The 10,817-nt window shown below is 65.1% G+C and carries 8 protein-coding genes; all 8 read left to right on the forward strand.

All coding sequences use genetic code 11. The features are described from left to right. The first annotated feature begins 1,696 nt into the window (after window positions 1–1,696). The 8 genes from AB0H61_RS06515 to AB0H61_RS06550 all read left to right on the forward strand — a co-directional run bounded on the left by AB0H61_RS06515 (window position 1,697) and on the right by AB0H61_RS06550 (window position 10,803). Window positions 1,697–3,001 carry a hypothetical protein gene (locus tag AB0H61_RS06515; RefSeq protein WP_357300133.1) on the forward strand — a complete coding sequence of 435 codons (1,305 nt, stop codon included), beginning with the start codon at window positions 1,697–1,699 and terminating at the stop codon, window positions 2,999–3,001. 14 nt (window positions 3,002–3,015) lie between these two features. Further along, window positions 3,016–3,519 carry a YbaB/EbfC family nucleoid-associated protein gene (locus AB0H61_RS06520; protein WP_357300136.1) on the forward strand — a complete coding sequence of 168 codons (504 nt, stop codon included), beginning with the start codon at window positions 3,016–3,018 and terminating at the stop codon, window positions 3,517–3,519. Window positions 3,520–3,610: 91 nt separating this feature from the next. Continuing rightward, complete coding sequence (locus AB0H61_RS06525; RefSeq protein ID WP_357300138.1) at window positions 3,611–5,536, forward strand: hypothetical protein; 1,926 nt, start codon at window positions 3,611–3,613, stop codon at window positions 5,534–5,536. Next, the gene (locus AB0H61_RS06530) at window positions 5,533–6,330 is read left to right on the forward strand and encodes an ESX secretion-associated protein EspG (protein ID WP_357300140.1); all 798 of its coding nucleotides are present in this window, start codon (window positions 5,533–5,535) and stop codon (window positions 6,328–6,330) included. The genes AB0H61_RS06525 and AB0H61_RS06530 overlap by 4 nt, the downstream gene beginning before the upstream one ends. A 289-nt stretch (window positions 6,331–6,619) precedes the next feature. Further along, the gene (locus AB0H61_RS06535; RefSeq protein WP_357300143.1) at window positions 6,620–8,629 is read left to right on the forward strand and encodes a hypothetical protein; all 2,010 of its coding nucleotides are present in this window, start codon (window positions 6,620–6,622) and stop codon (window positions 8,627–8,629) included. Continuing rightward, on the forward strand, window positions 8,626–9,429 hold the full coding sequence (locus tag AB0H61_RS06540) for an ESX secretion-associated protein EspG (RefSeq protein ID WP_357300145.1): 804 nt from the start codon (window positions 8,626–8,628) through the stop codon (window positions 9,427–9,429). The genes AB0H61_RS06535 and AB0H61_RS06540 overlap by 4 nt, the downstream gene beginning before the upstream one ends. A gap of 513 nt (window positions 9,430–9,942) precedes the next feature. After that, on the forward strand, window positions 9,943–10,257 hold the full coding sequence (locus tag AB0H61_RS06545) for a hypothetical protein (RefSeq protein WP_357300146.1): 315 nt from the start codon (window positions 9,943–9,945) through the stop codon (window positions 10,255–10,257). A 21-nt stretch (window positions 10,258–10,278) separates the two neighbouring features. Next, entirely contained in the window at window positions 10,279–10,803 is a 525-nt protein-coding gene (locus AB0H61_RS06550; protein ID WP_357300149.1) for a YbaB/EbfC family nucleoid-associated protein, read from the forward strand. The last annotated feature ends 14 nt before the right edge of the window (window positions 10,804–10,817 follow it).

The following is a 10,817-nucleotide window of genomic DNA, read 5'->3' on the forward strand; positions in this document are numbered from 1 at the left end:
TTCCGCTGCCGGTGGTGGGTCGACCAGTGGCGGTACTTCTACGGGTAGTGGTTCCTCTGCTGGTGGTTCTTCGGCAGGCGGCGGAACTTCGTCCGGTCCTACTTCCACCGGTAGGGGATCCACCAGTGGTGGTGCTTCGACTGGCGCTGGTTCGTCGTCCGGTGGTGGCTCCTCTGCTGGCGGAACTTCCAGCGGCAGTGGCACTTCTGGTAGCGGTTCGTCGTCTGGAGCTGGAACATCCTCTGGTAGCAGTAATTCCGCGGGCGGTTCGTCGACCAGCGGTGGGGCATCATCTGGCGGAGGTTCATCGACGGCAGGTGGCACATCTACCGGTGGTGGTTCATCGACCGGCGCTGGTGCGGGCTCGGGTGCTGGAACATCTGCGGGCGGAGGGCATTCGGCTGGTGGCGGCAGCTCCGCCGGTGCGTCGGCTGCGGGCGGCGGTGCTACAGGTGGTTCCTCGAGCGGCGGCGGCACATCCACGGGTGGTGGTTCTACGAGTGGTTCCTCGGGTGGCGCGGGCACATCCGCGGGCGGCGGCTCGTCGACCGGCACCTCGAGCGGCGCAGGCCTAGCAACCGGCACCGGAACATTCAGCGGCTCAGGATCACCGATCAACGCCGCACCCGCGAACGCAGGCGCAACCTCGACCGCATCCGGAACATCCACCGCAGGCAGCGGAACTTCTTCGGGCGGTAGCTCCGCGACAAGTGGGAGCTCGGCCGCCGGTGCGGGTACCTCGACCGGAGCTGGAACAACCTCTGGCGGAGGCGCATCCACTTCCGTCGGCGGTGGAGCTTCGTCCGGTGGTGGTTCCTCGACTGCAGGTGGCGCTTCGACCGGTGGTTCGTCGTCTGCTTCGGGTGGTGGTACTTCGCCTGGCGCTGGAGCGTCTTCTGGCGGTGGTTCATCGACTCCCACGGGTGGTGGTTCGTCCGCGGGCGGAACTTCCAGTGGCAGTGGCGCTTCTGGCGGTGGCTCGTCCACTTCCGCTGGTGGTGGTACTTCATCTGGTGGTGGATCCACCAGCGGTGGTGGTGCTTCGACTGGCGCTGGGGCGTCTTCTGGTGGTTCGACCAGCGGTGGTGCTTCGTCCGGTGGTGGTTCCTCCACTGCAGGTGGCGCTTCGACCGCTGGTTCGTCGACTGCTTCGGGTGGTGGTACTTCTACGGGTGGTGGTTCGTCCACGTCGTCTGGTGGTGGATCTTCACCCGGTAGTGGATCCACCAGCAGTGGTGGTGCTTCGACCGGTTCTACTGGTGGAGGTTCATCGACTGGCAGTGGTAGTTCTACGGGTGGTGGTAGTTCTACGGGTGGTGGTTCGACCGGTGGTGGTGCTTCGTCCGGTGGTGGTTCCTCGACGACAGGTGGCGCTTCGACCGGTGGTTCGTCGACCGGAACTGGAGCAGCTTCTGGCGGTGGTTCATCGACACCCACGGGTGGCGGTACCTCGGCTGGTGGCGGTTCCTCCGCGGGTGGCGGGTCTTCGGCCGGTGCGGGAAATTCGAGTGGTGGCGGCTCTTCCAGCTCGGGGTCGTCGAGTGGTGGAAGTTCGCAGGCGGGTGCCGGATCCGGGCCGCAGCCTCGGCAGGAACCGGGTCTGACCTCGGCTATACCGTACACGCCAAGGTATTTCGACCCCGACGGTGCGGATGGGATCACTCCATACACGGCGCCGGACAAACCTGCCGACAGCGTGTGGGACAAGCCTGCGACCAATCCGCAGCCGGAACCCGAACCGGAACCCGAACCGGAACCGGAGCCGGAACCCGAACCGGAACCGGAGCCGGAGCCGGAACCCGAACCGGAGCCGGAGCCCGAACCGGAGCCGGAGCCCGAACCGGAGCCCGAGGACCCACAGGACCCCCAGGACCCGGAAGATCCGGAAGATCCGGAAGATCCGGAAGATCCGGAAGATCCGGAAGATCCGGAGGACCCGGAGGACCCGGAGGACCCGGAGGACCCGGAGGACCCGGAGGACCCGGAAGATCCGGAGGACCCGGAGGACCCGGAGGACCCGGAGGACCCGGAGGACCCGGAGGACCCGGAGGACCCGGAGGACCCGGAGGACCCGGAAGATCCGGAGGACCCGGAAGATCCGGAGGACCCGGAGGACCCGGAGGACCCGGAGGACCCGGAGGACCCGGAAGACCCGGAAGACCCGGAAGACCCGGAAGACCCGGAAGACCCGGAAGACCCGGAAGATCCGGAGGACCCGGAAGATCCGGAGGACCCGGAGGACCCGGAGGACCCGGAGGACCCGGAGGACCCGGAGGACCCGGAGGACCCGGAGAATCCGGGTAACACCCGCACCCCGCAGACCGCTGCAACCGAACCGGTACAAGTCACCCCCGCCGCGGCCGTTCACGGATCGACGCCGAGTGGGTTCGGTGTCGCCGGAAACGGGTTTGCGGGCAATGACGGTTCGGTAGCCCATGGCGCGGGCAGTGGCGGATCATCCACGCCCGCAGCGGGTTCGGCGCCGCCGCAAGCGATGTCTTCACCGCCAATAGGGCAGATGCCGACTGCGGGTAGGCCGGCGCCGGCATCCTCCTGGCCTCGTGCCGGTGCGGGTCCCGCGTGGGTTCCGGCTGTCGAGGGGGTCCTGGTCCGGTCTATGAGCGGGTTCGGTGAGCTGGCCGAGCTGCAACCGGAGACGGGCTTGCTGCGCGCGGCCGGTCCGCCGTCACCACAGACGCTGAGCCAATTGCGCGGTGTCTTCGGCGATTTCGACGGTATGCCGGTGGTGTTCTACCGGGACCGGTTCGGACTGATGCTGCGCGTCGGCACGTTCGTCGTGCAGTTGGACGATCCCGCTGTCTACGTCGAGTGGTGGAGCAACGGCACGTATTCGTACTTCGCGGTGTCGTTTCGTGGCGCGCGGGTGTGCGCGGTGCAGTACCGGAGCCCGCATCCCAGCAGCGATCTCGGGTTGTTCGTGCGGGACGTGCTGGCGAACGGTCAGCGACGAGCTCGGCTGTTCCTGCCGGGGTCGATGTGAGTCGAGGAGGTTGGATGGCGAACGAACGTGTCCGGTCCGAGATGGCCGACATTCTGGACGAAGTGCAGGACCAGTTCCGCATGATCGCGCAGGTGCAGCAGGAGCGCGCGCAGATCGTGGGCCGCGGCACCGCGCGCGGTAGGCGGGTGTCGGTCGCGGTGAATGCCGAAAACACGATCATCGAGGTCAAATTCGGCAGCAACATCGAGGATTTGAGTCACGCGGAGATCGCGCGCGCGGTAACGGCCGCCGCGCAGGAGGCATCGGCCGATGCCGCGCGGCAAGCGCAGCAGCTGATACTGCCCATCCAAACGCGGCACGCGCGGCTACCGAAACTTACCGATCTGATCGACGGCATGCCCGATCTGACCGACGTGATACCGCAGCCGCCGACGGTATCGCTTGCTCCGCCGGATGCCGCGGAGCGCCAGGTGTCCGATGGGGCATCGGTGCACTACGGCGACGTCGAACAGCTCGGCGGCGATGCTCGCCGCGGCGTCACCGATGCGGGCTGGTGATCCGAGATGAAAGGAGAGGCATTGGATCCCAAGGGTTTTGCGACGACATCGCGAGCCTCGTCGGGTTGTGGGTGTCGGAGGAGCGTTCTTCGTGGGTGATCAATCGACATGGTCGGGTGTGACTGCCGCGGCGAAGGAGCGCAAGGTCAAGGTCATTCCGAGTGTGGCCTTGGCCTGTGCGAATGGCTGTCACGACATGATCATGCAGTTGCTGGGTTTGAAAGCCCTGGCGAGCGGCGACAATGTCGCGAAGCTTCCCGCGAAGGACTTCGGAGACTTCGGCGGTCATCGTTCCGCCTTGGAGCTCTCGGACAAGTTCAACCGGAAGGCGTACGACCTACAGCAGCGGCTCGGCGACCATGTGAAGACGCTGACGGATCTCGGCGACTTGTTCAAGGCTGCGGGCGCCGCGTACGAGGGGACGGATAAAGGGACGAAGGCGGAGTTCGACGCCCTCCGGGGTGTGGTGACCTCGCCCGATAAAGGCAACAACCTCACGCATAAGGCCGGGAAGTACCCGGTCCCGGACATCGGCGGCGACGATCCCAAGCCGGAGGCCCCGAACTGGGTGTCCAAGCCCACGATGGATGACAGCAACCCCATTCAGCCGGAGCCGAAGAGCTCGATGGAATGGCGTGAGCTCGTCGACCTCGGCTTGGCGATCAAGTCAGTGACGGCGTGGACCGCCGGGGACATGTGGAAGTACATGTCGGACGAGGTCTACAAGGAAGCGGGCAAGCTGGAACAGCACCTGAAGAGGCTGACCGCGGATACCTGGGAAAGCCAGGGTGCTGATTCGGCTCTCGCCGCGATCGGCAAGTACAGCGAGAACGCGCGCAAGCTCAGCGGCGAGATGCTGGTGGTCAGTCGGAACCTCGACTACACGTCGCGGTGGCTGTTCGCGACCATGGAGAACATGCCGCGGGAGGTGGTCGAACCCGATTGCGGCGAAGACCTCGAGGACAAGCGGAACGATTACTGGAAGTACTACGCAGAAGGCCTGATGCAGACCGATAAGGGCTTTCCGTCATTCACCGCGCCGCCTACCCCGGGCGCTCCGCCGAAAGTCGATCCCGAGAAGGGCAAAGACGACCCCGGCAAGGGCAAAGACCTCGACAAAGGCAAAGACCATGGCGGGAGCGGGAGCGGTCAAGGCCAGGGCCAGAGCCAGAGCCAAGGGCAGGGCCAAGGCCGACGCCAGGGTCAAGGGCAGGGTCAAGGGCAGGGCCGAGGTCAAGGTCAGGGCCAAGGTCAGGGTCAGGGTCAGGGGCAGGGCAAGGACAAAGGCCAAGGCAACACCGGCGGCGGCAACACCGGCGGCGGCGGTGGTAGCGGCAATAGCGGCAGCGGCACAGGCGGCGCGGGCACCGGCGCCCAGCAGTCCGGACAGGACTGGCTCGGCCCGTTGATGAATGCATTGTCACAGGCGATCCCAGGCGTGGCCCAGGCGCTCCCAGCCTTGACGCAGGCGCTGGCCCAACTCCAAGCCCTCAACCCGGTTGCCGGAACCGCTGACTTCAAGGCCTTCGGCGCTCTGTTCGAGAAGTACCCGGAGCTCGCGCAGGTGCTGGCCAAGTCGCCGGAACTCCAGGCGCTGATTGCCAAGACCCCCGCGCTGAAGCCGCTCGGCGAAATGCTCGGGATCCCAGCGGGGGATCTCGCAGGCAAACCCGAACAAGGCACATCGTCCGAAGGCAAACCCGCCGAGAGTGCTGGGAAAGTGGATCCTTCGGCCACTCCACGTCTGTTCCCGCGTGCGTCCATTCCGGGTGTCACCTTGCCGAATCTGGATGAGTTGCTGGGGCCGGCGACTCGCGCGGAGCCCGCGATCGTGGATACACCTGTCGAATCCGGTGCGGGCGTTATCGAGTCCGATGCGCCGAGTGGTGCACGCGGTCTCGGCTCCCCCGGGGTTGTGGCCGCGCCGACTCAATCGGAACCCGTTGTGCGGCAGGTCGAGTTACCCGAGGAAGACTTCTTTTCGCTGGAAGAGGCGCGGCCGGCGGGTGAGTCGTGACGCAGCAGTGGGAGTTCACCGACCTCGAATTCCGGGTGCTCTGGGACCGGTATATCGATGAGGAGAGCGGCATCCCGACTCCGCTGACCTACACCTGTCGGACCAAGTATCTCGATCAGTACCTGAACGAGAAGTACCGGACCTGGGAGCGTTTGCGGGACACCGTGGATCCCGCGATCCGTGAGCTGCTCCAAGCGCGCCCCGAGGTCTTGGTTCGCGTGGTGGGCTGGTATGACCAGGACCGGACAGATCCGAAGCAGTGGATCCGATTGCGTGGCATCCGATCCGGCATGCATGGTTACGTTATCTCGCAGCATCCAGGCGAAACCGTCTCGCACAGTGGCGGTTACACGATCACCGAATGCGGTCCGCGCGCCATCGCCGAAACCGTGGTGCGAATGCTGCCGCAGGTCGAGGCGGGACGGCGCGGCAGCATCCCGATCGTGATCGATCAGGAGGGTGACCTCGAGGGCTTCCGATCCGGTGGGTCGCTGGTGACCGAGGAAGTCGATTACTCCGGTGCCAGGCACAGTGAGCAGTTCCTCAACACCCCCGCCAGCAAGACCGGCGCGATCACCGTTATCCAGGGTCACTCGAAGTTCGGTCCGCGCGGCGTGCACCGGCACCATCTGGTGTGGCGCGACCTGCCGGACGACGGCCGCTACCTGATCGAACTACCTTCCGATGCGCCGATCGCCGTCGGCATCGGTGCCGGAGGGCTGGTCGCGAAGATCAATTCCTCGATCGAGAACATGCTCGATCGGATGGAAACGCACTGGGAGCTGCATGGTTAGGTGACGCGACGAGAGTCGCAGCGTCGCTCCGCGGGATGCCCCGGAGCGTGACACGCTCGACGAGCGTCGATCCAGTACGACGACGTCGAGAAGCTCGATCGGGATCTCGCCGGGGCGTCACCGATGCCGGTCGGTGAGCTGCGGATGCACTGTCCGCCCTTGTCTCTCAAGGGTTTCGCGGTAGTGTCGATTGATCGAACGGACGATCGGCGATGCCGTGTGTGCTTCATTCTGATGCCATACACTTGTAACCCACCCGGCATACCGTGTTTCGGACGAGTGTCGTCGGGTGAGCACGTCGGAGGAGCGTTGCGTGGGTGACAGTACTTCCTGGTCGGGGTTGGCGGGGTCGAAGAAGATCGAGATCTGGCCGGATGCGGCGCTCACCGCGGCGAAAGCGTGCCAGGACATGGCCGCGGCAATCAAGGGCTTCAAAGATCTATACCGGCAGCAGAATCTCGACAACCTCGACAGCGGGAAGTTCGGCGGGCGCGACTCCGGTAATCAGCTGGCAACCAAGTTCAACCAGAAGGCCGGCAAGTTCGACGAGGAGTTCGATAACCACCTGAAGACGCTGTCCGACCTGGTGGATATGTTCCGGGCGGCGGGCCAGGCGTACAAGGGCGCCGATCATCAGTCGGCGAACACGCTCAAGGACCTCAGGGACGCCACGGGTTCGCCCGGTGCGAAGACTGTCCCGTACGACAAGAGCAAGACCCCCATGTATTTTCCGTCGAACTTCTCGATACAGAAGGATCCCGACACGGCGAAGATCCCAGGTGGTCTGAGCAAGCCCGCGACAAAGCTGGAGGACAACTCCTGGCCGATCCGGCTCGACACGCCGGAGTCAATGGATTGGGGGCCGCTGCACGACCTGGGGAAAAAAATCGATCCCTGGCAGGTTGCCGAACATGCACCGGTGTGGGGTGTGCTGGCCGACAAATCCTATGCGGCGGCGCGCGAATTGCACGACAAGCTGCAGGTGATCACGACCGAGAGCTGGAAGAGCGAGGGAGGGGACTACGCGCGCGAAGCCATTGGCAAGTATGCGGATACCGTCCGCGACCTGAGCTATGGCATGTCGGTGATGAAGGCGAATCTCGAGTACACCACCGATTGGCTCTACGCCACGAAATGGTCCATGCCTCCGAAGCCACACCACGAGAGCTGCGGGGAGAGTCTCAAGCACTACCAGGACGAGTTCAGAGATAACTACAACAAGGGGATCGAGTGGTCGGACAAGTCCTTCCCGGTGGTCGCCGCGGCGATGGCGGCGACCGCTCCACCGGCCGTCAAGGATCCGACCAAGGATCCGACCAAAGATCCCAATAAGGACCCGAACAAGGATCCGAACGGGAATGGCAACGGCAACAACAACGGCGGCGGCAGCGGGGGTGGCACCGGCGGCGGTAGTGGCGGTGGCAAGGGCGGCAGCGGGCAAGGTTCGGGCCAGCAGCCGGGTACCGGCCAGCAGCCCGGTACCGGCCAGGATAAGGACGGCAAGGACAAAGACGGCAACAAGGACGCCAACGGCCAGAACAAGAATGGCTCGGGCAACGGTTCCGGCAATGGTTCGGGCGGCGGCACCGGTTCCGGCGGCGGCACTGGTTCGGGTTCGGGTAGTGGGTCGGGTACCGGCCAGCAGTCCGGCAGCGGCGGCCAGGACATGCTCAGCCCACTCATGAGCGCGCTGTCCTCGGCGATCCCGGCCCTGACCCAGGCCTTGCCGGGTCTGCAGCAGGCATTGCAACAGGCAGTGCAGCAGGCGACGAATCCGGCGGCGGGTACGCCGAACTTCGCCGCGCTCAGCGGCCTGTTCGAGCGGTTCCCGGAACTCAAGGACGCACTCGCCAAGTCGCCCGAGCTCAAAGATCTGCTGGCGAAGAACCCGGAACTGAAGCCCCTCGCCGAAGCCCTCGGAATCAAGCCGGAGGACCTCGCCGCCAAGCCCGGTGAGGAAGAAAAGCCCGCCGCGGGCGACGGCAAGTCGACGACCGCACCCGAGCAGCGCCTGTTCCCGCGGGCCTCCGTGCCCGGGGTCGGCTTGCCCGGAGTGTCCTTGCCCTCGATCGATCAGTTGGTCGGACCGCCGACCAGTCCCGAGCCCGCGACGGCGGCTGTGCCGAGTTCCGGTGCGGGCATTCCGGAGTCCGATTCGTCCGCCGGTGGCCGTGGCCTGGGCTTCTCCGGCGTGGCGGCGGCGCCGGCGCAGCAGGAACCGCTGGTGCGGCAGACCGAGGATCTCTCCGAGATGGACTTCTTCTCGCTCGAAGAGGCGCGCCCGGCGGGTGAGGTGTGAACCACCAGCGCTGGGAGTTCACCGACCTCGAATTCCGGGTCCTCTGTGAGCGGTTCGCCAAGAGCAACGTCCCCGATCCGCTCACCTTCATGGCCCGGATCCCGTATCTGGACGATTACGAGCGGGAGAAGTACCTGACCTGGGAGCGTTTGCAACCTGACTTGGATCCCGTGATCCCGGACATCATCCCGCTCCTTTATCGCCCGGACGTGGCCATCAAGGTATTGGGTTGGTACGACGGGGATTTCCAGGCTCCGGAGAAGTGGATTCGCGGCCTCGCGGTCCGATCCGGCACGCAGGGCTATCTGGTGACCCAGGCTCCCGGCGAAACCTTCATGCACAGCAGTGGATACACGATCATCGACTGCGGGCCCCGGGGCCTGGCCGAAGCGGTGGTCCGGCTGTTGCCTCCGAATATCGAAGCCGGTCGCCGCGGCAGCATTCCGATCGTTACCGACAACCTCGATGACCTCGAACGGATCAGTAGCGGTGGATCGTTGGTGACCGAGGAAGTCGATTCCTCCGGCGCCGGGCGTAGCGCCGAATTCTTCGGCATCCCCGCGGATCGAACCGGTTCGATCACGATTGTCCAGGGACACTCGAAGTTCGGGCCGCGCGGCATCCTCGAACACATCCTCGTGTGGCGCGACCTGCCCAGTGACGGTCGCTACGTCATCGAGCTGCCCAATGGCGCCCCGATGGCCGTCGGCATGGGTAAGAAATGGTTGACCTCGAAGATCGACAACTCGGTCGAAACGATCCTCGAGCGAATCGAAACCCACTGGGAACTCCAGGATTAGCGGAGCAATGACGGGTTCATGATCTCGTCTTGATCCATACCGATCGCTGATTCCGCTGCTCACCGCCTGCGCCACGGTGCGCAGCCGGGTAACGGTCGCGGCTGCTCGCAGGTAGCCCCTCGGCCGCTGCCCGAAATCGACGACCGCTATGTGCATCCGGCGTCAAGAATTCGTCAGATTTCTGGTGTGGCGGTTCGGCGCAGGCTGCGCGCCGGGAGAACGCGGGGACCAGCGGTTATCGGACAGGTTGATCCCGGGTCTCCGGCGGCGCCCGGTGCGGTTGCCTGCGCGGGCATCAGAACCTCGAAAATATGCGGTGGCAGATCTTTTCGGCCAGATCGCATCTGTGTGATTGTCGGATCCCGCTGACGAGAAAGTGACGCGCTGTCACTGGCTGGGCACTTCTCGTTCACGTTCGGGCAAGGAATCGGTCGCCCTCGGCTGCGATCGTCGAAAGGCACGATCCGATGTGAAGGGTGCGGGGCGGTCCCGCGGGAGCTGGAGGAGAACGGCATGGCCGACAATCTGAAAGTCTACGAGGACCGACTGCGTAAGGCTGGGGGTAAGACCGGTGACGTGCGCGATCGGATCAATAGTGTGCTCCTCCAGTTGGAGGCCGCCATCGCCAACCGCGGCGAACCGTGGGGCGACGACAAGATCGGCGATCGATTCGCCAACGGTGACAGCGGATACAAGAAGTCGCGAGACGGTCTGACCGATAGCACCGAGAACATGGCAGAAACCTTCGGCAACTTCTCCACCGCTCAGGTCAAGGCCGCCAACGATATTCGCGATATGGATCACGGCAACGGCGACACGTACCGGTAGCGACGGAATTCGGCTCAGCTCATGGCAAACGAACATGCCCGCGCCGAGATGGCTTCGGTGCTCGACGGTGTCCAACAGCAACTGCGCGCGATCGCGCGGGTGCAACAGGAACGAACCCTGCTCACCGCGAGCGCGACGGTACGTAGACGGGTGACGGTCACGGTCAATGCGGACGGCACGGTCATCGAGACCAAATTCGGGCCCGATATCGAGGATCTCGGATACGCGGAGATCGCCCGGGCGGTGACCGAGGCGGCGCAGCAGGCCGCTGCCGAGGTGGCGCGCAAGGGGCAGGAGTTGATGTCGCCGTTGCACGAACGGCGCGCCAGGCTGCCCAAGCTCTCCGACCTGATCGAGGGTATGCCGGACCTCACCGCCGCTATGCCCACGCCACCACCGGTTTCCACGGCGGCGCCCGGTTCCGCGGAACGGCAGGAACTGACCGCCGCCGCCGCCGACGGTAGCGGGCCGATGGCCTTCAGTGATGTCGAAACACTGAGCCCGGAGCACGCCGACGGCCGCGGAGTCACCGATTCCAGTTGGTGACCGGGTAATGGCAT

Origin of the sequence: Nocardia sp. NPDC050710 (genome assembly GCF_040654375.1) — a bacterium.
Taxonomy (GTDB): domain Bacteria; phylum Actinomycetota; class Actinomycetes; order Mycobacteriales; family Mycobacteriaceae; genus Nocardia.